The sequence below is a fragment of the Burkholderia sp. KL41 genome (genome assembly GCF_057005415.2).
This window is the reverse complement of record NZ_CM189268.1, coordinates 325,690-347,169: the sequence shown is the minus strand read 5'-3', so window position 1 is coordinate 347,169 and position 21,480 is coordinate 325,690. Positions and strand designations below refer to the sequence as shown.

Here is a 21,480-nt window from a genome sequence, read left to right as displayed (position 1 = left end):
GTAGCCGCGCGCCCGCGCCTTCGCCGACCCGCTTCCTCCAAGGACCTGTCATGCCGCTTACGCTGTCCCGAACCGAACTCGTTCGCACCGCCAACCTGATCGACGGAACGTGGCGCGATGCGCTCGACGGCCGTCGCTTCGACGTCGTCGATCCCGCGACGCTCGACATCGTCGCGCACGCACCCGACAGCGGCGCCGCCGACGCGCGCGCCGCAACGGACGCGGCCGCGCGCGCGTTGCCCGCATGGCGCGCGACACCCGCCCGCGAACGGGCGGCGATCCTGCGCGCATGGCATGCCGCGATCGTTGCGCATACCGACGATCTCGCGAAGCTGATGTCGCGCGAACAGGGCAAGCCGCTCGCGGAAGCGCGCGGTGAAGTCGCATACGGCGCGTCGTACGTGCTGTGGTTCGCCGAGGAAGCGACACGCACGTATGGCGACCTGATTCCGCAGCAGCAGCGCGGCAAGCGGCTGAGCGCGGTGAAGGAGCCGATCGGCATCGTCGCCGCGATCACGCCGTGGAACTTCCCGCTCGCCATGATCGCGCGCAAGATCGCGCCCGCCCTCGCGGCCGGCTGCACGGTGGTCGCGAAGCCGGCGGAGGACACGCCGCTGACCGCGCTCGCGCTCGCGTTTCTCGCACAGGAAGCCGGCGTGCCGCCCGGGGTGCTGAACCTGATCGCCGCGTCGCGCGAACGTGGCATCGATGCAGTGGCCGACTGGCTCGCCGACGGCCGCGTGCGCAAGATCACGTTCACCGGCTCGACGCCTGTCGGCAAGCTGCTGGCGCGCGAGTCGGCGGCGACGTTGAAGAAGCTGTCGCTGGAGCTCGGCGGCAACGCGCCGTTCATCGTCTTCGACGACGCCGAGCTCGATGCCGCGGTCGACGGGCTGATGGCCGCCAAGTTCCGCAACGGCGGGCAGACGTGCGTGTCGCCGAATCGCGTCTACGTGCAGGCCGGCGTCTACGACGCATTCGCCGCGAAGCTCGCGGCGCGCGTCGCCGCGCTGAAGGTCGCGCCGGCGACCGACCCGGCCGCGCAGATCGGCCCGATGATCAACGCGCGTGCGGTGGACAAGATTGCCCGCCACGTCGGCGACGCCATCGAGCGCGGCGCGCGCGTGCTCGCCGGCGGCAAGCGTCTGGCCGAACTCGGCCCCAACTATTACGCGCCGACGGTGCTCGCCGACGCCACCGCCGACATGCAGCTGACCTGCGAGGAAACGTTCGGCCCGGTCGCCGCGCTGTTCCGCTTCGACACCGAGGACGAAGCGGTCGATGCCGCGAACGACACGCCGTTCGGGCTCGCCGCGTATTTCTATACGCAGGACGTGCGCCGGATCGCGCGCGTGTCGGCGCGGCTTGAAACGGGCATCGTCGGGATCAACGAAGGCGCGCTCGCGAGCGAGGCCGCACCGTTCGGCGGCGTGAAGGAATCGGGTTATGGTCGCGAAGGCTCGCGCTACGGGCTCGACGATTATCTGTCGATCAAGTACCTGTGCCAGGGCGGGCTCGACTGATCCGATGAATCCGGGCCGTCCGCGAGGCGGCCCTCGCCGCGCCCGGTCGACGGGCATGCGTTGACATCGGAACCGATCGGTCCATATAATGCATCCAACTTTTGGCACCGCATCGTTTGCGACACCGATCAATGGCAAATCCGGCTGGCGTGGGCCGCCCACGCGAATTCGAACTTGGCGATGCCGCGCGCGACGCGATGGACGTTTTCTGGGACCGCGGATACGAAGGCGCGTCCCTGCCCGACCTGATGGCCGGCACCGGCCTGTCGCGCGGTAGCCTGTACAAGGCGTTCGGCGACAAGAAGGCGCTGCTGCTGGCGGCGCTCGACCTGTACATGGCCGACGGGCTCAAGGCGACCGCGGACATTCTGTCGCAACCCGGCGCCGTCAAGGATGCGATTCGCGATTCGCTGCTGCGCTATGCGCGCCTGTCCGTCGGCGAGGCGGGCCGGCGCGGATGTCTCGCGGTCGCGATGACCACGGAACTGGCCGCGCGCGACGCGGATGTCGCGGAGCGCACCGGGCGCATGTTCCGGCGGCTGCAACAGCTCTATGCCGGTGCGATCGTCCGTGGCCAGGCGAGCGGCGAGATCGCCGAGCAGGACGAGCAGGTGCTGGCACGTTTGCTCGTCTGCCAGATCGAGGGCATGCGCGTGCTGGGCAAAACCGGCGTGTCGGAGCAGGACATGCTCGCGCTGGTCGATCGCACGATGCGCATCCTCGACTGATATTTTTTTACCCAATTTGGAACCGATTGGTTCCGTATGGAGAACCGTCCATGTCATGGAATGACCCCGTATCACCCGACCCGCGCCGCTGGGCGATGTTTGCGGTCCTGCTCGTCGGCGCGTTCCTGCCGCCGCTGGATTTCTTCATCGTCAACGTCGCGCTGCCGTCGATCCGCGCGGAACTGGGCGCCTCGTCGTCGGCCGAGCAACTCGTCATTTCATCGTATGCGGGCCTGTACGCGGTGACGCTGATCACCGGCGGGCGATTGGGCGACCTGTTCGGCCGCGGCCGCGTGTTTTTCCTCGGGTTGATCGGCTTTGCGATCGCCTCGACGCTGTGCGGTTTCGCCAGTTCGCCGTGGACGCTCATCGTCGGCCGCGCGTTGCAGGGCGTGACGGCCGCGATCATGGCGCCGCAGGCGCTCGCTTCGATCCAGGCGATCTTCCCCGAAGCGGAAAAGCCGCTCGCGCTCAGCTTGTACGGCGCGGTATTCGGCCTCGCCGCCGTGGTCGGGCAGGCGCTGGGCGGGATCCTGATCTCGCTGAATCTGTTGAATCTGGGCTGGCGCACGATCTTCCTCGTCAACCTGCCGCTGGCGATGCTGGTCGTCCTGTTCGGGATTCCGCTGTTGAAGGAAACGCGTGCGCAGCATGCGCGCAAGCTCGACCTCGGCGGCACGGCGCTGTCGATGCTGACGCTGGGCGCGCTGATCGTGCCGCTGATCGAGGGGCGCGAGGCAGGCTGGCCCGTATGGGCATGGGTGTCGCTGCTCGCGGTGCCGGCCCTCGCCGGGTTCTTCTGGCGCTACGAGCGCCGGCTGGGCAGCCGCGGCGGCGCACCGCTGCTCGATCCGGCCGCGCTGCGCGCACCGGGGCTCGGCCGCGCGTTGCTGATCGCGCTGCTGCTGTACTCGATCGGCGCGTTCTTCCTGCTGTTCTCGGTGTATCTGCAGAATGCGTTGCACGTCGACGCACTGAGCGCGGGCCTCGTGTTCTTGCCGTTCGGCGTCGGGTTCCTGCTCGGCCCGTTGTCGACGCCTGCCTGCACGCGTGTCATCGGCGCTTACGTCAATCCGTTCGGCATGAGTCTGGAGATCGTCGGGCTCGTCGGCCTCGCGTGGTTGATCGATGCCACGCCGATCGGGATGCCGCTCGCTGCCGCGCCGCTCGCCGTCGTGCTCTTCGTCATCGGTTTCGGACAAGGTCTCGCGCTGCCGACGCTCATGCGCATGGTGACGGGGCGCGTCGCACCGGCGCTGTCCGGCATGATCGCCGGCATCGCCAGCTCGACGCTGCAGGTCAGCACGTCGCTGAGCGTGGCGATCATCGGCGGCATTTTCTATACGACGCTCGGCACGCGCCACGATCCGGCGGCCATCGCGCATGCGTTCATCGTCGCACTGCTGTCGATCTCGGTGTTCCTCGCCGTGGGCGCCGCGCTGGGCATCTCGCTTGCACGGGCGGGCGCCGCGCACACGTCGATGCGGGCCGCCGCGCGTCCGCGCTTCGGCCCCGAACGCGAACGGCCGTGATCGTTTGTATTTGCCCGTATTTTCCCGTACCGACATTCATCGCCGCGTCAGTCCGACCTGGAGGTTCTTCGTGTATTTCATCGTCTCCTATCGCCGAGCCGCGGGCACGCGATTCGATGCCCGTTACTACGTCGAACGACACATTCCGCTGGTGGAAAAATCCTGGAAGCCGTACGGGCTCGACGCTATCGACGCTTTCTTTCCAGCACGTGAGGATAGCGAACTGATCGTCGTGGCGATGTGCCGTTTCAAGGACAGTGCTGCGCTGGACGCTGCGTTCGCGTCCGCGGAGACGGCAGACGTCATGGCAGATATCGATGCGTTCACCGACATCGAACCCGATCGACTCATCACGGACGTGTTCCCGCGCGTGTCGTAGTGGCGATCGCGCGCCGCCATGCATCGGTTTCGGCCGGCGCCATCGGTCACTTGTCCGATGGCGCCGCGAACGATCGGGTGTCAGGATAGGCAACCGTCACGCGATACCGGACCGGGAGGATCACTGCAATGTCGGGACGTCAGATCTTCATCGTCGCATTGGCGAGCGGCCTGCCGCGTGCGTTCGGCGTGCTCGCTATCGTGTCGGGCCTGTTTCGGATCGGCACCGCAGTGCATCGCGGGAAACACGCCGACGCGCCGGCGCAAATGGTCTCGGGTGGAGCGCGAATGGCGCTGGCCGGTGCGCTGCTTTCCTGCGAAGCCGTCGGTGCCGTCTACTTCGCAATCGCGACGTTGGGGTACGGTTGGGCCGACACCGACGCGACAGCCTCGGATCGCAGGGAGCGGATCAACGACTGGTCGACTTGAATGGTGCAACCGCCATCTTCGATACGCGGGATAAGCCACCGGACAGGCGGAGCGTCAAAGGTCGCGCCGGCCCGACGGGCCGTCCGCGCACACACGAAAGCGAATCCGCGTCGCGGAGCGCGTCAGAGCAGCCCCAGCGCCGACGCCTTGAGGGTCGCCGCGGCGCGCGTCGAACATTCGAGCTTGCGGAACGCCTTCTCGACATGGGTGCGCACCGTGCTCGGACTCATCGCGAGCGCCTGCGCAACCTGCTTGTTGCTCGCGCCGCGGGAAATTGCCCGCAGGACGTCGATTTCCCGCGCGGACAGGCGCGGGCCAACGGCCGACGTCGGGATGTGCTGCGCGGTACGGAAAACGTCACGCATATCACGGTGGAGGGTCGGCCTGTCGAATCGGCCCGGCACGCGGCGATTGCGCGCCCTGCCCCACGGGTTAAGGGTCAGGAGCAAGTGTAGCCGGGAATCTGACAAGCAAAAGTCGCCCATCTGATAATAGGAGTTATCAGATGTGCAGGTTCTAGGACCTCCCCTAAAAAAGCAGCCGCGCCCCCTGTTTTTCCCGCCCAGAGTGACTGATGATCCGGATAGCCCCGGCGTCGACGCGACGCAAGCGACCGCCCGGCCTAATACGTCGATCCAGCAACGCCACGTCCCCTAACGCGAGTGCCAATCTGTACTCGCTCGTCGAGACCTGCAAGGCCAACGGCATCGACCCGTATCGCTATCTCACCTGGCTGTTCCAACGCCTCCCGCTGGCGACCACCGTCGACGACTACGACGCGCTGCTGCCCTGGAAAATGCCGGCCGACCTGCGCTGATCCACTTCCTTACCGCACCTCAAGCGCTCCACCGATTTACTCTGAGGGACGTCGTTCGTGGATCGCAGTTTGGATCGCCACATGCAACTCACACCGCACTTCACACTCAAGGAATTTACGCGCAGCGATACCGCGCGCGCTCGGCAGGTCGACAACACACCGTCGCCTGCGGCCGCTGCGATCTTGCGGCGGCTCGCGCAGACCCTTGAGCAGGGCGACCGCGGGGGTGTGCGGCAACACGCCTCCCGGTTGTTTTTGGTGCGTGCTATGTGGGGTACTCGTTATTGCTGAATGGCGAGTTATTTTATTTCTTAATTTATATTTATTTCGTGTAATTGAGTGTAATTGATCTTCCGCGCACGAGCTTCTATATTTTTTTGTGCGCGGGCTTTCTTATTTTGCGCCGTGAATTCAAGCGGATTTGAATTTTTTGCCAAAATCATGATGGCTAGGTCGCATTCGTCGTCAAATTGAAAACCGGAGAACGAAAATGTCAAATTATGTGCAATATGGCAAGAATATCCGCATTAGCAATCTTTACGGAGGTGAAGGTAATCCCAGCTATCTCGGCATCAATACCAAACAGACTACGAGTATAACCAGCGCCCTGGACCCCATTGGAACGTACAAGTCATTTAGCGATTATGTAAATGAAACGCAATGGACAATAGGGTTGGTGGAATCCTCTGGTGACGGCAGCTCCGTTTATAGTGGCGATACGATTACCCTGGTAAATGCTAGTGATGGTGGTAATTTGGCATTATTCAACAGCTATGCCCCGAGCGATTCCGGCTACCCCGTGGCAACAACCACTGATACGGATGATGCTCTGGTTACTATCAACTGGACCATCATTATTACCACCAAAAAAAGCGGCAAAGATGTCGGCTTGAATTACGAGGACAACATAATTTTGGTGGCTAATTTTAATAATTTGGCAGGCGTTCTGGACACCAACGGCGCAGGTAATAATAAACCCTTCCAATATTTGGTCACGGGTTCGCGTCTCGCCAATCGTGACGGCGGCAGCGGCACATGGAAGGTACTGACAGTGCAGGGCTGAGCTTAAATTTCGTGAACCTCAACTGTTGGGGACACTGATGGCGGGCGTAGCCCGCCATCGGCAGAGCGGAAATAGATCGGTCAAATCTCGCAACATCGATCGTTCGGCAGTCGAATCAATGCGGAACGGCATCGTGCACAAAATAAAATTTTGGAGGCATCATGGCTTCTGTTTATGCCGTCTTATACGATAAAAGCGGTACGTTTCTAATGGCTAAAAAGCAGATGAAGTCATATTATACCCAAGCCGGCGGGGGGAAGGTCAATGCGCTTGGGTGGACGATAAATAGCGGTCCCGGAGAATATGCATTGCCTGGAGGCAAGCTAGAGGAACCTAACATCGAGGACGGTGCTAGGCGCGAGTTCCTGGAGGAAACTGGATTCAATTTGCCGCTTAGCCCCGATAATAATCCGCCGGAAACAGTGAAATTCAATGTGAACGGTGAGGCATTGCCGCCCAATGCAACGAACTATGCTTTTTCGGCAGTATATTTTTGCGCAAGCGAAGAAGATGTGAAAAATACGTGGAGTAATATATCAGAAATCGCCCTACCTAATTCCAGGGATATTGTCGGGGCGATTATGCGCAGAGACATTAAAACGTATTCAGAAATAACTTTATATGCAAGGAAGCACGGTATAAAAGAGTGGCCGGCCGATAACGAGCTGAAATGGGTTTGGCGCTGGAGTTTTTCTAACAAAAATGACTGGGCCAATATAGAATCAATGAAGAACGATGACAATATAGGTTGGTACTACTGCATTTTGGAGTATTTGTGTTTTCACATTCTAAATCGCAAGGCGTAAGGTTTTCGGGTGAATGTTAGTTCGATCCGAATGACGGCATCTGGCCGAATGCCGATCAATACGACAGGGGAGCCATTCCGAGGCGGCGGTCACCATCTCAATCCTCGTCTTCGACCCAGAGACAACCGGACTGAAGGGCACCGATCACGAGGACCCCTGTGTCGAACGTGGCTTCGGTAACCGAATACCCGTTATGGGTGAAGTACCGAGCTTGAGCGCCGAACTGCTCAAGAAATTCTGCTGTCAGCTGTTCCGCCTGAGCCGCGGTCATTAATTCAGCGCGGTACGCTTGGTCGCGATGTAGCGCCTCAGCAATAATCCAACGTGCCTCACTTTCATCGATTTCGCGGTAACAGGCGTCGTCATCGCGCAACTCGAACGCTTTCGCTACAGCAGCGGGACTCGGCGCCGGAAATGGTAAAACTCCGCAGCGTACAATGCCGCAGCCGCGTATATCCCAGATGTCTTCGTTTATTCCCAAGGTAATTCTCTCCGGTTCAAACAACTCGTCGACGATCTGCGCTGGCCTGTCGACTGACCGCATCTGGCCGGATGCCGCCCGACGCGTTTGACTATAGCTACCCCAGAGAAAACGCCAGCCATTCCCCATACCAGCCTTCCGCACCGGTCAATGCCCCCGGCCTGACCCACATCCCTACCGCCCACGCAACGCCTGAGCCAGCGCATCCCCCGCAGCCAGAATATGCGCGGACAGCGCCGCACACGCCGCGTCCACATCCCCCTCGCGTATCGCCCGAACGATGTCCCGATGTTCGTCGTTCGAGCGATCCTGCCAGTCGAGTTGCTGCCACGTCGCATACAGATGCCGTGAACTGGCCCGATGCATGTCGCCGATCGCGGCGACGAGCCGCGGCATCCCGCACGGCGCGGTCAACGCCCGATGAAACCTCAGGTTCAGCGTGCCCAGCACGGCTATGCCGCGCGCCGCGGCCTCTTGATCGAGGATCACATCGAGTTCCTCCAGCGCCCGTGCGTCGAGCGCGGGAATCGCCTCACGCAGCGCCAGCGCCTCGAAAGCCGCACGCATCTTCGCCATTTCAAGCACGTCCGCCGGCTCGAGCGGCGCCGCCCGCACGCCCCGTCGCGGTTCCACCACGGCCAACCCCTGCGCTTCCAGCCGTCTGAACGCCTCGCGTACCGGCACATGACTCGCGCCGAACTCTGCCGCGATGTGGTCCTGACGCAGCCACTCCCCCGGCGCGATGACGCCCGAGATGATGCGGTCCGCCAATGCGCTGGCGATCCGATCGGCCAGCGAGCGATCCTCCTTGACTTCCAAATTCATTCCGACCACCATGCATAGATTATCTATTAAATTGTAACAAACCCGGAGGCTCGATGCGCCACCACCGTCCTGTCCGTCTGCAGCACATTGCCGGCATCGGCGTCGATCGCATGGGGTCGATCGCCGATCATGCCGACGTCGACTTTTTGCGACTCGAAAATCTCGACACCGACCTCCCACCCACTTCAGAAGCGCTGGCCTTCACCCGAGAAGCCATCCAGCGAGACTCGGCCAACTCCTATTTGCCCTTCGTCGGTCAGGATCGGCTGCGCGCGAGCGCTGCCGCCCACGTGTCGGCGCTTTCGGGGCAGCGCTTCACGGCCGACCAGGTGGTGGTGTCGGCGGGCGGACTCTCCGGCATTCTGAATACGCTGCTCGCCACCGTCGAGACGGGCGACGAAATCATCGTCACCGATCCGACGTACGCCGGTCTGCTGAACCGCATCCGCCTGGCGGGCGGTGTGCCCAAGCAAGTCCCGTTCACCTTCACGCCGGGCGGCGAATGGAAGCTGGACCAGGCAGCACTGCGGGCAGCAATCGGTCCGAAAACGCGGGCCATGCTGCTGATGTCGCCGTCGATGCCGTCGGGCGGCTTTTTCGATGCGTCCGACTGGCAACTGATCGCGAGCCTGTGCGTGCAGAACGATCTGCTGCTGATCCTCGACAGCGCGATGGAACGGCTGCTCTTCGACGGACGCACGGTCATCCATCCCGCCGGCCTGCCCGGCATGGCCGAGCGTACGGTCACGGTCGGCGCGGCGTCGAAAGAGTTGCGCATGATCGGCTGGCGGGTCGGCTGGATCGTCGCGCCGGAATGGCTGATTCCGGATCTGGTGGCCGTGTCGCTCGCCAACGTCGTGGTACCGGTCGGCATAGCCCAGGAGGCCGCGGCGGTTGCGCTCGAACATTCCGCATCCGATCTGCCTGGCTACGTGAGCGAACTGGAGAGACGGCGGGATACGGTCGCCGCCGAACTGTCGGGACTCCCGTTCGGCATGCCGGCGGGCGGCTGGTCGATGCTGCTGCGCGTCGCCGATTTCGGTCTGACCGGATCGCAGATGTCGGAGCGGTTGCTGCGCCGGGGCGTATGTGCGACGGCCATGACCGGATGGGGCGTCGCCCACGGCGAGCAGTACGTCCGTTTCGTGTTCTCGAACGAACCGGTCGACCGGTTGCGCACGCTCGGGGACAAGGTGCGCTTCGCACTGGAGGACGCATGACGGCCGCTCACGAGAAAGCGGAGTCGCGCGCCGGGCGTCCCTGGGTGGAAGTAGACGGAATACCGCGTGTGGTGGGCGAGCAAACTCACACAAGATCGATCCGCGCGACGTGATGCATCCGGCGCCGAGGCGGCACGATGCCCCCGCCCCGGCCGGACGTAACGTCGCGCGAACGCCCTACCGCCCCACCGGCGGCCGCAGGATATCGCTCGGAATCGACGCGATCAACACGCAGCTGATTAGCAAGCAAGCGCCCAGCGCATAAGTCCCGTTGTTGATGTTGCCGGTCATCTGCTTGGCGACGCCGGTGATCATCGAGCCCGTGAAGCCGGACAGGTTCCCCACCGAATTGATCAGTGCGATGCCGGCGGCCGCGGCCGTGCCGGACAGGATCTGCCCCGGAAAGGTCCAGTAGATCGGCATCAGCGCGAGGATGCCGCAGGTGGCAATGGTCAGGAATACGATCGACAGCGCCACGTTGTGCGCGAACGCCGCGCTCAGGATCAGGAAGACGCCGCCGATCAGCGCGGGAATCGCCGCATGCAGGCGGCGTTCGCCGGTCTTGCGCGAGTGCGACGCGTTCCACACCATCGCGAAGATCGCCGTCAGGTAAGGAATGGCCGTCAGCACGCCGATGTGCAGCGGGCTGTGCACGCCCGACGCGCGGATGATCGACGGCAGCCAGAAGGCCAGCCCGTAGAAACCGGTATTGAACGTCAGCAGAATGAAGGTGAGCAACCAGACGCGCGGGCTGCGCAGCGCGGCGCCGATGCTGTGCGACTTGTGCGCGGCCTCGGATTCGAGGTTGCGCGACAGCACCGCCTTTTCGTCGGCGGACAGCCACTTCGCCGTCTGCGGGCCGTCGCCGAGGCAGGCCAGCACGATGAACGCCACCACGATCGACGGCAGCCCTTCGAGCAGCAGCATCCATTGCCAGCCGCTCATGCCCGACAGGCCGTGCGTCTGCTCCATCAGCCAGCCGGACAGCACGCTGCCGAGCGTCAGGCTCAGCGGGATCGCGACCAGGAAGCCCGACATCGCCACGCTCTGGCGCCGCGCCGGGAACCAGTAGTTCAGGTACAGGATGACGCCCGGGAAAAAACCCGCTTCGCACAGCCCCAGCAGGAAGCGCAGCGTGTAGAACATCGTGGTCGTCTGCACGTGGAAGAACTGCGCGAGCGGCACGATGAACGCCATCGACGACGACACGATGCCCCACGTGATCATGATCCGCGCGATCCAGAAGCGCGCGCCGTAGCGGTGCAGCAGCAGGTTGCTGGGCATCTCGAACAGGAAATAGCCCCAGAAGAAGATGCTGGCGCCGAGCGCATAGACGCCGTCGCTCAGGTTCAGGTCGTCGAGCATCTGCAGCTTCGCGAAGCCCACGTTGACGCGGTCCAGGTAGGCCACGACGTAACAGAGCAGCAGCAACGGCAGGATGCGCCGCATGACCTTGCGGTAAAGGGCGTCTTCGGACGAGTCGGCCGCGGCCGGTGCGGCAGCGGCCTGCGTAAGGGATGGCATCGGTCTGTCTCCTGATTGGGTCGATCTTCTTCGTACCGTCGCGTGCGCTGCGCGCATCGATGTTACCGGTAACATCCGGTACCCAAAAAAAGCCGACGAGGCGACGGGAGCGATCGGCAAGCTGATACCGGTAACACATTCGAAGGTAGCATGCGGCGACACGCGTGTACAAGTGCCGCCGGACGCGTGGTTTCCCTAGTGCGACTCTCACCGCGGCGGGCACGCCGCGCCCCGCCTGCGCGGTATGCCGCACCGGTATGATGTAGCCTTTCCGGCCTTCTCCCGATCGCGATTCCGATGCCCAGTCCCACCGCCGTCCGGCCCGCCGGGCCGCCACGCATGTCCGACGTAGCGCGCCTCGCCGGCGTATCGAAGATGACGGTGTCGCGCGTGCTCGCCGGCCACAGCGTGGCCGCCGAGACGCGCGCACGGGTCTGCGAGGCCATCGACCAGCTCGGCTACGTGGCGGATGCCGCTGCCGGTGCGCTGTCGTCGGGGCGCTCGGAATTCGTCGCGGTGCTGGTGCCGTCGCTGTCGAGTTCCAACTTCTCGGACACCGTGCGCGGCCTGACCGATGCGCTCGAGCCGCATGGTTTGCAATTGCTGCTCGGCGATACCGACTACGACCTCGAACGGGAAGAACGGCTCGTGCGGTCGATGCTGCGACACCAGCCGCGCTGCATCGCGCTGACGGGGTCGCAGCACACCGATGCGACGCGCAAGGTATTGGAGCGCTCGGCAATTCCAGTGGTCGAGATGTGGGACCTGCCCACGCGCCCGATCGACACCGCCGTCGGCTTCTCGAACGTGCGCGCCGCCCGTGCGATGGTGCGCCACCTGGCCGAGCGCGGTTACCGGCGCATCGGCTTTCTGGTCGGCGCGAGCGAACTGGATCGCCGCGGCCTGGACCGGCTCAAGGGCTACCAGGCGGAGATCAAGGCGCAGGGGCTGGGCGAACCGCGCGTCGTGCGGCTGGGCGAATCGCCGATCACGATGAGCCACGGCGGGCCGGCGATGGCCGCGCTGCTGGAGCAATGGCCGGATACCGACGCGGTGATGTGCGTGAGCGACATGTCGGCGTTCGGCGCGATCATGGAGTGTCACCGGCGCGGGCTCGCCGTGCCGGCCGACATCGCCGTAGCCGGCTTCGGGAACTTCGAAGTGGCGACCTGCTGCCATCCGACCATCACGACCGTCTCGGTCGACGCGTACGGCATCGGGCTGCGCACGGGCGAAGCGTTGCTGGCGGCGCTGCAAGCGCGTGACGGCGGCGAGCGGACCGAATCGAAAAGCATCCGTATCGACTACACGATCATCGCGCGGGAAAGCGCCTGACGGGCCGACGGCCGCACGCATCCCGACCGCCACGCGCGCGGCTTCGTACCGCCCCCTGCCCTCATCACCTTCGCCACGCGCGCACGAAATCCCTTCCGCTGCGCAAAAAACCCGTGCTAACATCCAAACGATGTTACCGGTACCATCCGGCATGCAGAATGAAAAAAGCCCCTCAGGAGACAGCCTGCCATGTCACACACCCCTCGCCGCCTGCGCAGCCAGGAATGGTTCGACGACCCCGCGCACGCGGACATGACGGCACTCTATGTCGAGCGCTTCATGAACTACGGGTTGACGCGCGAGGAACTGCAGTCGGGCCGCCCCATTATCGGCATCGCGCAGACGGGCAGCGATCTCGCGCCGTGCAACCGCCATCACATCGAGCTGGCCGAACGCACCAAGGCGGGCATCCGCGACGCGGGCGGCATTCCGATGGAGTTCCCCGTGCATCCGCTCGCCGAGCAAAGCCGCCGGCCCACCGCCGCGCTCGACCGCAATCTCGCGTACCTCGGGCTGGTGGAAGTGCTGCACGGCTTTCCGCTGGACGGTGTGGTGCTGACGACCGGCTGCGACAAAACCACGCCCGCGTGCCTGATGGCGGCTGCCACCGTCGACATGCCCGCGATCGTGCTGTCGGGCGGCCCGATGCTCGACGGCTGGCACGAGGGCAAGCGGGTCGGATCGGGCACGGTGATCTGGCATGCGCGCAACCTGCTCGCGGCGGGCGAGATCGACTACGAAGGCTTCATGCAGCTGACCACGGCCTCGTCGCCGTCGATCGGCCATTGCAACACCATGGGCACCGCGCTGTCGATGAACAGCCTCGCCGAGGCGCTGGGCATGTCGCTGCCCGGCTGCGCGAGCATTCCCGCCGCCTATCGCGAGCGCGGCCAGATGGCTTACGCGACCGGCAAGCGCGCGGTCGAGCTCGTTCGCGAAGACCTGCGCCCGTCGACAATCATGACGCGCGCGGCATTCGAGAATGCGATCGTCGTCGCGTCCGCGCTGGGCGCATCGACCAACTGCCCGCCGCACCTGATCGCGATTGCGCGCCACATGGGCGTCGAACTGAGCCTGGACGACTGGCAGCGCCTGGGTGAATCGGTGCCGCTGCTCGTCAACTGCATGCCGGCCGGCGACTACCTCGGCGAGAGCTTCCACCGCGCCGGCGGCGTGCCCGCCGTGCTGCGCCAGCTCGATTCGGCCGGGCTGCTGAGGCGCGACTGCCTGACCGTATCGGGCCGTGCGATCGGCGAGATCGCCGACACCGCGCAGGACGCCGACCGCGACGTGATCCGCACGCCCGACGCGCCGCTCAAGCATGGCGCCGGCTTCATGGTGCTGTCGGGCAACTTCTTCGACAGCGCGATCATGAAGATGTCGGTGGTGGGCGACGCGTTCCGCCGCACCTACCTGTCCGAGCCGGGCGCGGAGAATACGTTCGAGGCGCGCGCGATCGTGTTCGACGGCCCCGAGGACTATCACGCGCGCATCAACGATCCCGCGCTGAACATCGACGAGCGCTGCATCCTCGTGATCCGCGGCTGCGGCACGGTCGGCTACCCGGGCAGTTCCGAAGTCGTGAACATGGCGCCGCCTGCCGAACTGGTGAAGCGCGGCGTGACGTCGCTGCCGTGCATGGGTGACGGACGCCAGAGCGGCACATCGGCCAGCCCGTCGATCCTGAACATGTCGCCGGAAGCGGCGGTCGGCGGCGGCCTCGCGCTGCTGCGCACGAACGATCGCGTGCGCGTGGACCTGAATCGCCGCAGCGTCGACGTGCTCGTCGACGAGGACGAACTCGCGCGCCGCCGCGAAACCGAAAGCTTCACCGTGCCGCAGGCGCAAACGCCGTGGCAGGAACTCTATCGCCGGTTCGTCGGCCAGCTGTCCACCGGCGGCTGCCTCGAACCGGCCACGCTGTACCTGAAGGTGATCGAGCAGCGCGGCAACCCGCGCCATTCGCACTGACCCACCGCCCCCGACTCTTGCCGAGCTGACCATGCATACGCCTTCCGTTTCCGATTGCCTGCCGCACGACCTCGACCACGCGCTGCTGATCGGCCGCGTCTGGCGGCACGACGGCGCCCACGCGGGCCCGAGCGTCGTCGCCGTGCGCGGCGGCGAAGTGTTCGACATCACGCGCACCGTGCCGACCACCGCCGACCTGTTCGATCGCCCCGATGCAGCCGCCATCGCGCGCACCGCTGCCGGCGATTCGCTCGGCCGTGTCGAGCCGTTGTTGCAGGCCGCGCTGGACGGCACGCCGGGCGCGACGCACCTGCTCGCGCCGTGCGACGTGCAGGCGATCAAGGCGTGCGGCGTGACCTTTGCGGTCAGCCTGATCGAGCGCGTGATCGAGGAACAGGCGGGCGGCGATCCGGCCAAAGCGCGCGAGGTACGCGACACCATCGCCGCGACCATCGGCACCGATCTATCGAAGATCGTGCCGGGCTCGGAAGCCGCGCTGCGCCTGAAGGCGGAGCTCGAACGCCGCGGCGCGTGGTCGCAATACATGGAAGTCGGCATCGGCCCGGATGCGGAGGTGTTCTCCAAGGCGCAGCCGATGTCGGCGGTCGGCTTCGGCGCGGACGTCGGGCTGCTGCCCGTGTCGGTGTGGAACAACCCGGAACCGGAGATCGTGCTGGCGGTCGCCCGTGACGGCAGGCCGGTGGGCGCGACGCTCGGCAACGACGTGAACCTGCGCGACATCGAAGGCCGTTCGGCGCTGCTGCTCGGCAAATGCAAGGACAACAACGGCTCGTGCGCGATCGGCCCGTTCGTGCGGCTGTTCGACGACGGCTTCACGCTCGACAGCGTGCGGGCATGCAGCGTGTCGCTGCGCGTCGAAGGCGCGGACGACGGCTTCGTACTCGACGGCATCAGCCACATGCGCGAGATCAGCCGCGACCCGGCCGACCTCGTCGCACAGACCTGCGGCGCGCATCACCAGTATCCGGACGGCTTCATGCTGTTCCTCGGCACGATGTTCTCGCCGATCCAGGATCGCGACGCGCCCGGCGGCGGATTCACGCATCACCTCGGCGACCGCGTCACGATCTCCACGCCCGCGCTCGGCGCACTCGTCAACACCGTGCGGCTTTGCACGGAGATCGCACCGTGGACCTTCGGCGTGCGCGCGCTGTATGCGAATCTGGCGGCACGCGGGCTGCTTGCCTGAGCGGAACGGCAGCAACACCGGCCTCCCCACGGGTGATCGATCGCAGTCAGCCACGGCGTGGGCGACGTACAGCGGACCGGTGCAGGATACGAACGAAATCCCGCCCGTCGTCGGCGGGTGCGCCAGCCGGACTGGCTTCGCCGCGCCGCATGAAACCGGGGCCCGCCGGCCCCGTCACGCGAACCGTCACGCCGCCACCGCGCGCTCCGCGAGCCTGAACTCGCCGACCGTCTGCGCGAGCCGGGCCGCCTGCTCGCGCAGCGACGTCGCGGCAGCCGCCGATTGCTCGACCAGCGCCGCGTTCTGCTGCGTCGTATCGTCGAGCTGCGACACCGCCTGATTCACCTGCTCGAGCCCCGTGCTCTGCTCCTTCGCGGCGACGCTGATTTCGGCGATCACGCTCGTGATGTTGCGCACGCCGTCGACGATTTCGTCCATCGTCGCACCGGCCGTCTGCACGAGCCCGGAGCCGCCCTCGATCTTCTCGACCGACGAGTAGATCAGCTGCTTGATTTCCCGCGCGGCCTGCGCGCTGCGCTGCGCGAGCGCACGCACTTCCCCGGCGACGACCGCGAAGCCGCGGCCGTGCTCGTTCGCGCGGGCCGCCTCGACGGCGGCGTTCAACGCGAGAATGTTGGTCTGGAACGCGATGCCGTCGATCACGCCGACGATGTTGGCGATCTCCGCCGACGCCTGCGTGATGTCGTTCATCGTCGACACGACGTCGCGCACGACCGTGCCGCCCCGCAGCGCGACGTCCGACGCCGATTCCGCCAGACGGTTCACCTGGCTCGCCGCATCGGCCGGGTTGCGGGCCGTGCCGGCGATCTCCTCGAGCGCGGCGGCCGTTTCCTGCAGGCTCGACGCCGCGTGTTCGGTGCGGGCCGACAGATCCTGGTTGCCCTGCGCGATCTCGGCGCTCGCAAGGTTCACGGACGTGCTGAAATCGCGGATCTGCCGCAGGATCGTACTGATCTTCTCGGCGAACGCGTTGAACGCTCTCGCGATCTGCGCGGCTTCGTCCGCGCCGTCGGCCGGCAGGCGCTTCGTCAGATCGCCGTTGCCGCTCGAGACGTCCGTGAGCGCGTCGCGCACTATCAGGATGTGCTTGAAGGCCGCGTTCGTCATCGCGCCGACCAGCGCCGCCGCGATGATGGCGACACACGTCGCAAGTATCCGTGCGCGAATTGATGACAGCATGATGACTTCGGTCTCCGTTACCGCGTGATTGAAATGGGATCGCTGAACAAGGCGAACCTGATCCGTTTAACGGCACGGCGGGCGAAAACAGCGCCGTTCTCCGGCTCAGCGTGACGAATGCGGATCGCGGTCGGATTTATTTTGACGACAGGCAACCCGCAAACGATTGCCCCGCAGCGCCGGCCCTAAACCTTTCTTTCACCATTCCGTTAATCAGGAAATCTATTTGATAACCACAACCGGATTCCTCCCATGAACGATCGACGATTAACCGTTCGCACGAAGCTGACCATGTCTTTCGGACTTCTTACGTGTACGGTCGTGCTCGTCTCCGTCGTCGGCATCGTCTCGCTCGGCAACGCGAACGCGGCATTCGACGACTATGTCAACGGCACCAACGCCCGCGCGAACCTGGCCGACAAGATTCGCTTCGCGGTCGACCGGCGCGCGATCGCCGCCCGCAACCAGGTTCTCGCGGCCAGCCCGCGCGACGCGGACATCGAGAAGGAAGCGGCGCTGCAGGCCGACCGCGAAGTCGGCGCGCTGATGGGTGAACTGACGAATGCGGTCCGCGAGGGCAGCGGCGCATCCGGCAAGGCGCGCGAACTGGTTCGGCAAATCGGGGCGGTCGAGGCGCAGTACGGCCCCGTGGCGCGCGCCATCGTCGACGCGGCGGCGAACAACCGGCGCGATCAGGCGATCACGATGATCAACGAACAGTGCCGACCGCTGCTGGCCCAGCTCGTCGCGGCCACCGACACGTATGCGACGTACTCGCGCGCGCGGGCCGCCCAACTGGTGAAGGAATCGGACGACCGTTATACCTCGCGACGCCTGATGCTGATCGCGATCTGCATCGCCGCCGCCGCCGCGGCCGCGCTCGCGGGCCTCTTCATCACCCGCGGCCTGCTGCGCTCGCTGGGCACGGAGCCTGCCGTGCTCAGCGAGATCGCCGGCCATATCGCCGCCGGCAATCTCGGCGTCGAAGCCACCACCGGCGCCGCGCCGGCCGGCAGCGTACTGGCTTCGATGCGCGACATGCAGGCGAACCTGATCCGCCTGATCTCGGAAGTCCGTACCGCATCGGGCAACGTAGCGACCGGCGCCGGCGAAATCGCGTCCGGCAACCAGGACCTGTCGTGCCGCACCGAACAGCAGGCCGCGTCGTTGCAGGAAACCGCGTCGAGCATGGAGCAACTGACCTCAACCGTGCGCCTGAACGCCGACAATGCGCAACAGGCGAGCGGCCTGGCCAACAACGCATCGGAGGTCGCGCAGCGCGGCAGCTCGGCGGTCGGCCTGATGGTCGACACGATGACCGACATCAGCGCGAGCTCCGCCAAGATCGCCGAAATCACCGGGATCATCGAAGGGATCGCGTTCCAGACCAACATCCTCGCGCTCAACGCGGCCGTGGAGGCCGCCCGCGCCGGCGAACAGGGCCGTGGCTTCGCGGTGGTGGCAAGCGAAGTCAGAAGTCTTGCGCAGCGTTCGTCGAGCGCCGCGAAGGAAATTCGCGAACTGATCTCGCAATCGGTCCGGAAAATCGAGGATGGCTCGCATATCGCGAACAACGCGGGCGATACGATGAGCGAGGTCACGCATGCGATCTCGCGCGTGACCGACATCATGGGCGAGATCGCCGCGGCGTCGAGCGAACAGAGCCGCGGCATCGAGCAGGTCAATCTCGCCATTACGCAAATGGACGGGGTCACCCAGCAGAATGCGGCGCTCGTCGAGCAGGCGGCCGCCGCCTCGAAGTCGCTCGAGGAACAGGGAAACCGGCTTGCCGAGGCCGTCTCGTTGTTCCGGCTCGACGCGCGCATGGCCGGCGTGTAGGTCGGCGCCCGCCGCCCTGCCGCCGGCTCACCTCGACACAGAGTTCCAGCGCCCGTGCGCGCGTCTCGGCGAGCAAGCCCTTCTCCAGGTCGGAGAGATGATCGTCGCGGCCGATTTCGCCGATCGCCGGCTCGCTCATGCGGGTTTCCATCGCGGCTTCTCCTTCGCTGTCCGATTGCGCACGCGGTCGCATGATTTCACTCATATTTCTCGCGCAGGCGTGACGAAAGCGCTATCCGGCCGTCACCACGCCATGGTTTGTTTTCCCCGCCGTTCGGCATTTCAGGAAATCCACCCATCCCCTCGCTCGCATCCGTGCGCCCCACCGTTTCGCTCCCCGTACCAATCCTCAAAATTACGATTGCAAATGCCTCTCATTTGCATTAAATTGCCGCGCAAATGTACTGTTTGGAACACCGATGTCGGCGCAAGGCCGCCCGCCGTGCCCGAACGCGAACGACACGAAAGGGAGAGGTATGAGCAGGAAGAACTGGGCGGCCGCACCGATGGCCATCGTCGTCGGCGCGGCCGGCGTGGGCACGGCCGACGCGCAGGAGGCGACGCTGCCGACCATCGAGATCTCGGGGCAGCGCGCGAGCGCGCCGTTTCGCACACGTGACTCGACGAGCGCGACGCGCGGCGACGCGGACGTGATGGAGATCCCGTTCGCGGTCAGCAGCGTCGATGCGAAACTCGTGCGCACGGTCGCGGCGACGCGCGGCGAGGACCTGTACGACTGGGTCGCGGGCGTCGCGCGGCAGAACAACTTCGGCGGTCTTTGGGACAACTACGCGGTGCGCGGCTTCGCCGGCGACGGCAACACGTCCGGCACCGACTACCTCGTCAACGGCTTTTCGTGGAATCGCGGGATCAGCGTGCCGCGCGACACCGCCAACCTCGAGCGCATGGAAGTGCTCAAGGGGCCCGCGTCGGCGCTGTACGGGCGCGGCGATCCGGGCGGGCTCATCAGCTACACGACGAAGCAGCCGCAGTTCGCGCGCGCGAACACCGTCGGCGTGTCGGCCGGCAGCTACGGCGCATTACGCGAGACGCTCGATTCGACCGGGCCCGTGACGAAGTCGCTCGCATACCGCTTCGTCGCGATGAACGAGAACAACGGCAGCTTCCGCGATACGGTGTCGAGCAAACGCTACCTGTTCGCGCCGTCGTTCACGTGGGACATCGGCGCCGACACGACGCTTCATTACGAATTCGAGAGTGCGCGCCAGCGCGCGCCGCTCGATCGCGGCGTGGTCGCGGTGGGCGGGCAGCTCGGTGCGATTCCGGCATCGCGCTTCCTCGGCGAGCCGCGCGACGGCGACTACGACGTGCGCAACACGGGCCATCAGTTCACGCTCGAGCATCGCGTCGATGCGAACTGGTCGGTCAACGCCGGGTTCGCGCAGCGCACCACCGACCTGTCCGGCCGCTCGTCCGAGGCATTCGCGCTGCAGCCGGACGGCCGCACGCTGTGGCGCCGCTACCGGCAAGTCGCGTTTCATTCGAACGACCTGCAGGGCCGCATCGAAACGGCCGGCAAGTTCCGCACCGGCGGCATCGGCCACACGCTCGTGCTGGGCGTCGATGCGTACCGCTTCAACTACGACCAGTTCGTCGCGCGCTCGACGCCCACGGCCGCCGCGCCGTATGCGATCGACATCTTCGATCCCGTCTACGGCCAGCCGGCGCCCACGCCGCGCACCGCGACCAACCTGCTCGAGCGCGACGACGGCCAGGGGCTCTACGCGCAGGACACGCTCGCGTTCGGGCCGCACTGGAAAATCCTCGCCGGGCTGCGCTGGGATCGCTTCCACCAGTCGGTCGAGAACCGCCTGAAAGGCACGACGAGCAGCCAGGTGCAGACCGCGTTGAGTCCGCGCATCGGCATCGTGTACGAGATGAGCCCCGCCCTGTCGCTCTATGCGAACACCGCGTATTCGTTCCGGCCGAACAACGGCGCCGACGTCGACGGCCGCGCGTTCGATCCGGAGAAGGGGCACGGCTACGAAGCCGGCGCGAAATGGGCCGGCGCGCGCTGGCTCGCGACCGTCGCGGCGTTCTACGTCAACAAGCGCAACGTGCTGACCGCCGATCCGGCGAACGCCGGCTTCTCGCGCGCGGCCGGCGAGGTGCGCAGCCGCGGCGTCGAATTCGAATGGAACGGCGATCTCGGCCACGGCGTGCGCGGCCTCGTCAACCTTGCGTATGTCGACGCCGAAGTCACGCACGACGCGGTGCTGACACCCGGCGCACGCCTCGTCGACATTCCGCGCCTGAGCGGCAGCGCGCTGCTCCTGTACGAAACCGCAGTACCGTTCGCGGACAAGGCCGGTGCCGGCGCCGGCCTGATCTACGTCGGGCGCCGGGCCGGCAATACCGCGAACACGCAGGACGGGTTCGAGCTGCCGGCCTATGCGACCGTGCAGTTGAACGGCTATGTGCAGGTCAACAAGCACCTGCGTGCGTCGGTCGTGCTGAACAACCTGTTCAATCGCACCACCTACGTCAGCTCCTACAACAACTTGTGGGTCACGCCGGGCGCGCCGCGCAGCCTGTTCGCGTCTCTCGCCTATACGTTCTAGCCGGGGTTGGCCGGCCT

17 protein-coding genes and 3 pseudogenes are annotated in these 21,480 nt (G+C 65.4%); 15 read left to right on the top strand and 5 right to left on the bottom strand.

Features of this window, described 5'->3' with window-relative positions; translation table 11 throughout:
* The first annotated feature begins 50 nt into the window (after positions 1–50).
* The 5 genes from PQB87_RS35625 to PQB87_RS35605 all read left to right on the top strand — a co-directional run bounded on the left by PQB87_RS35625 (position 51) and on the right by PQB87_RS35605 (position 4,590).
* Positions 51–1,523, top strand: a complete 1,473-nt coding sequence (locus PQB87_RS35625; protein ID WP_060197022.1) for an NAD-dependent succinate-semialdehyde dehydrogenase — start codon at positions 51–53, stop codon at positions 1,521–1,523.
* 131 nt (positions 1,524–1,654) lie between these two features.
* The gene (locus tag PQB87_RS35620) at positions 1,655–2,251 is read left to right on the top strand and encodes a TetR/AcrR family transcriptional regulator (RefSeq protein WP_048027395.1); all 597 of its coding nucleotides are present in this window, start codon (positions 1,655–1,657) and stop codon (positions 2,249–2,251) included.
* A gap of 50 nt (positions 2,252–2,301) precedes the next feature.
* On the top strand, positions 2,302–3,783 hold the full coding sequence (locus tag PQB87_RS35615; protein ID WP_489244991.1) for an MFS transporter: 1,482 nt from the start codon (positions 2,302–2,304) through the stop codon (positions 3,781–3,783).
* Positions 3,784–3,853: 70 nt separating this feature from the next.
* A complete protein-coding gene (locus tag PQB87_RS35610; RefSeq protein ID WP_059555396.1) occupies positions 3,854–4,162 on the top strand; it encodes an EthD family reductase in 309 nt (102 codons plus the stop codon).
* Positions 4,163–4,290: 128 nt separating this feature from the next.
* Positions 4,291–4,590 carry a hypothetical protein gene (locus PQB87_RS35605; RefSeq protein ID WP_059699531.1) on the top strand — a complete coding sequence of 100 codons (300 nt, stop codon included), beginning with the start codon at positions 4,291–4,293 and terminating at the stop codon, positions 4,588–4,590.
* A gap of 122 nt (positions 4,591–4,712) precedes the next feature.
* Here the strand turns inward: PQB87_RS35605 and PQB87_RS35600 are convergent.
* Positions 4,713–4,907, bottom strand: a pseudogene (locus tag PQB87_RS35600) (response regulator transcription factor); the annotation flags it as partial.
* A gap of 338 nt (positions 4,908–5,245) precedes the next feature.
* Between PQB87_RS35600 and PQB87_RS35595 the strand changes: the two are divergent.
* From PQB87_RS35595 to PQB87_RS35580, 4 genes and pseudogenes are all read left to right on the top strand, one after another.
* Positions 5,246–5,407: pseudogene (locus PQB87_RS35595) on the top strand (transposase domain-containing protein); the annotation flags it as partial.
* A gap of 81 nt (positions 5,408–5,488) precedes the next feature.
* Entirely contained in the window at positions 5,489–5,698 is a 210-nt protein-coding gene (locus PQB87_RS35590) for a hypothetical protein (protein WP_059813205.1), read from the top strand.
* A 199-nt stretch (positions 5,699–5,897) separates the two neighbouring features.
* Positions 5,898–6,470, top strand: coding sequence for a hypothetical protein (locus tag PQB87_RS35585; protein WP_133295599.1), 573 nt, complete (start codon positions 5,898–5,900; stop codon positions 6,468–6,470).
* Positions 6,471–6,631: 161 nt separating this feature from the next.
* Positions 6,632–7,276, top strand: coding sequence for an NUDIX hydrolase (locus PQB87_RS35580; RefSeq protein WP_489244989.1), 645 nt, complete (start codon positions 6,632–6,634; stop codon positions 7,274–7,276).
* A 97-nt stretch (positions 7,277–7,373) separates the two neighbouring features.
* On the opposite strand, the gene PQB87_RS35575 is transcribed toward PQB87_RS35580, so the two are convergent.
* Both PQB87_RS35575 and PQB87_RS35570 read right to left on the bottom strand, forming a co-directional pair.
* Positions 7,374–7,886, bottom strand: a complete 513-nt coding sequence (locus PQB87_RS35575; protein ID WP_489244987.1) for a hypothetical protein — start codon at positions 7,884–7,886, stop codon at positions 7,374–7,376.
* Positions 7,887–7,931: 45 nt separating this feature from the next.
* The gene (locus PQB87_RS35570) at positions 7,932–8,582 is read right to left on the bottom strand and encodes a GntR family transcriptional regulator (RefSeq protein WP_502291569.1); all 651 of its coding nucleotides are present in this window, start codon (positions 8,580–8,582) and stop codon (positions 7,932–7,934) included.
* 53 nt (positions 8,583–8,635) lie between these two features.
* Here PQB87_RS35570 and PQB87_RS35565 point away from each other — a divergent pair, with 53 nt between their 5' ends.
* Positions 8,636–9,802, top strand: a complete 1,167-nt coding sequence (locus tag PQB87_RS35565) for a pyridoxal phosphate-dependent aminotransferase (RefSeq protein WP_489244984.1) — start codon at positions 8,636–8,638, stop codon at positions 9,800–9,802.
* A 177-nt stretch (positions 9,803–9,979) separates the two neighbouring features.
* Here PQB87_RS35565 and PQB87_RS35560 read toward each other — a convergent pair whose 3' ends face one another.
* The gene (locus PQB87_RS35560) at positions 9,980–11,326 is read right to left on the bottom strand and encodes an MFS transporter (protein ID WP_060067447.1); all 1,347 of its coding nucleotides are present in this window, start codon (positions 11,324–11,326) and stop codon (positions 9,980–9,982) included.
* A gap of 297 nt (positions 11,327–11,623) precedes the next feature.
* Between PQB87_RS35560 and PQB87_RS35555 the strand changes: the two genes are divergently transcribed.
* The 3 genes from PQB87_RS35555 (at position 11,624) to PQB87_RS35545 (ending at position 15,842) form a co-directional block, all read left to right on the top strand.
* A complete protein-coding gene (locus PQB87_RS35555) occupies positions 11,624–12,661 on the top strand; it encodes a LacI family DNA-binding transcriptional regulator (RefSeq protein ID WP_174392705.1) in 1,038 nt (345 codons plus the stop codon).
* Positions 12,662–12,850: 189 nt separating this feature from the next.
* Positions 12,851–14,632, top strand: coding sequence for an IlvD/Edd family dehydratase (locus PQB87_RS35550; RefSeq protein WP_048027410.1), 1,782 nt, complete (start codon positions 12,851–12,853; stop codon positions 14,630–14,632).
* A 31-nt stretch (positions 14,633–14,663) separates the two neighbouring features.
* Positions 14,664–15,842 (top strand): fumarylacetoacetate hydrolase family protein, encoded by a 1,179-nt coding sequence (locus PQB87_RS35545; RefSeq protein WP_489244982.1) that lies wholly within the window; start codon positions 14,664–14,666, stop codon positions 15,840–15,842.
* Between the two features lie 186 nt (positions 15,843–16,028).
* Here PQB87_RS35545 and PQB87_RS35540 read toward each other — a convergent pair.
* Positions 16,029–17,003: pseudogene (locus PQB87_RS35540) on the bottom strand (methyl-accepting chemotaxis protein); the annotation flags it as partial.
* Positions 17,004–17,294: 291 nt separating this feature from the next.
* Here PQB87_RS35540 and PQB87_RS35535 point away from each other — a divergent pair.
* A complete protein-coding gene (locus PQB87_RS35535; protein ID WP_489244980.1) occupies positions 17,295–18,881 on the top strand; it encodes a methyl-accepting chemotaxis protein in 1,587 nt (528 codons plus the stop codon).
* Between the two features lie 476 nt (positions 18,882–19,357).
* Positions 19,358–21,463, top strand: a complete 2,106-nt coding sequence (locus PQB87_RS35530; protein WP_233345082.1) for a TonB-dependent siderophore receptor — start codon at positions 19,358–19,360, stop codon at positions 21,461–21,463.
* The last annotated feature ends 17 nt before the right edge of the window (positions 21,464–21,480 follow it).

Excerpts from the sequence above, each read along its gene's own strand:
- PQB87_RS35625 (WP_060197022.1), top strand. The coding sequence starts at position 51 with ATGCCGCTTACGCTGTCCCGAACCGAACTCGTTCGCACCGCCAACCTG.
- PQB87_RS35620 (WP_048027395.1), top strand. The coding sequence starts at position 1,655 with ATGGCAAATCCGGCTGGCGTGGGCCGCCCACGCGAATTCGAACTTGGC.
- PQB87_RS35615 (WP_489244991.1), top strand. The coding sequence starts at position 2,302 with ATGTCATGGAATGACCCCGTATCACCCGACCCGCGCCGCTGGGCGATG.
- PQB87_RS35605 (WP_059699531.1), top strand. The coding sequence starts at position 4,291 with ATGTCGGGACGTCAGATCTTCATCGTCGCATTGGCGAGCGGCCTGCCG.
- PQB87_RS35590 (WP_059813205.1), top strand. The coding sequence starts at position 5,489 with ATGCAACTCACACCGCACTTCACACTCAAGGAATTTACGCGCAGCGAT.
- PQB87_RS35585 (WP_133295599.1), top strand. The coding sequence starts at position 5,898 with ATGTCAAATTATGTGCAATATGGCAAGAATATCCGCATTAGCAATCTT.
- PQB87_RS35580 (WP_489244989.1), top strand. The coding sequence starts at position 6,632 with ATGGCTTCTGTTTATGCCGTCTTATACGATAAAAGCGGTACGTTTCTA.
- PQB87_RS35575 (WP_489244987.1), bottom strand. The coding sequence starts at position 7,886 with ATGGGGAATGGCTGGCGTTTTCTCTGGGGTAGCTATAGTCAAACGCGT.
- PQB87_RS35570 (WP_502291569.1), bottom strand. The coding sequence starts at position 8,582 with ATGAATTTGGAAGTCAAGGAGGATCGCTCGCTGGCCGATCGGATCGCC.
- PQB87_RS35565 (WP_489244984.1), top strand. The coding sequence starts at position 8,636 with ATGCGCCACCACCGTCCTGTCCGTCTGCAGCACATTGCCGGCATCGGC.
- PQB87_RS35560 (WP_060067447.1), bottom strand. The coding sequence starts at position 11,326 with ATGCCATCCCTTACGCAGGCCGCTGCCGCACCGGCCGCGGCCGACTCG.
- PQB87_RS35555 (WP_174392705.1), top strand. The coding sequence starts at position 11,624 with ATGCCCAGTCCCACCGCCGTCCGGCCCGCCGGGCCGCCACGCATGTCC.
- PQB87_RS35550 (WP_048027410.1), top strand. The coding sequence starts at position 12,851 with ATGTCACACACCCCTCGCCGCCTGCGCAGCCAGGAATGGTTCGACGAC.
- PQB87_RS35545 (WP_489244982.1), top strand. The coding sequence starts at position 14,664 with ATGCATACGCCTTCCGTTTCCGATTGCCTGCCGCACGACCTCGACCAC.
- PQB87_RS35535 (WP_489244980.1), top strand. The coding sequence starts at position 17,295 with ATGAACGATCGACGATTAACCGTTCGCACGAAGCTGACCATGTCTTTC.
- PQB87_RS35530 (WP_233345082.1), top strand. The coding sequence starts at position 19,358 with ATGAGCAGGAAGAACTGGGCGGCCGCACCGATGGCCATCGTCGTCGGC.